Source organism: Halalkalibacter flavus (genome assembly GCF_036663575.1).
Taxonomy (GTDB): Bacteria; Bacillota; Bacilli; order Bacillales; family Bacillaceae_D; genus Halalkalibacter; species Halalkalibacter flavus.
Genome location: NZ_JAWRVK010000128.1, coordinates 1 through 469 on the forward strand (window position 1 = coordinate 1; position 469 = coordinate 469).

Annotated in this window: 2 tRNA genes and 1 rRNA gene; all 3 read right to left on the reverse strand. The window is 46.7% G+C overall.

The window, feature by feature from the left end:
- Positions 1–176 precede the first annotated feature (176 nt).
- A tRNA-Arg gene (locus SAY88_RS24735) sits at positions 177–245 on the reverse strand.
- Between the two features lie 24 nt (positions 246–269).
- Positions 270–345: transfer RNA gene (locus SAY88_RS24740), tRNA-Ala, on the reverse strand.
- Positions 346–392: 47 nt separating this feature from the next.
- A 5S ribosomal RNA gene (gene rrf / locus SAY88_RS26150) occupies positions 393–469 on the reverse strand; the annotation flags it as partial.

The window sequence follows — 469 nt, forward strand, 5'->3', positions numbered from 1 at the left end:
TTCCTTAACGTTGTAAATCAGTACTTATAGTATATATTTTCAAAAGGGACCGTTTCCAGGGGTTGGGCAAAACACCCGAAAAAAGAGTAGGGATAAAATTCTTATCCCCACCCTTTTTTTAATTTTTTGCAATATGTAATAAAGCATAAAGTGTTAAATTAAACTTCTGATATATATGGCGCACCCTAGAGGATTCGAACCTCTGACCGACGGCTTAGAAGGCCGTTGCTCTAGCCAGCTGAGCTACACCGCCACAACATCTATGTAAATGGTGGAGCCTAGCGGGATCGAACCTCTGACCTCCTGCGTGCAAGGCAGGCGCTCTCCCAGCTGAGCTAAGGCCCCGTTCATCACAAAACAAATGGGACTAACTGTGTTAGTCCCATTTTATCGCCTGGCAACGTCCTACTCTCACAGGGGGAAGCCCCCAACTACCATCGGCGCTGAAGAGCTTAACGACCGTGTTCGG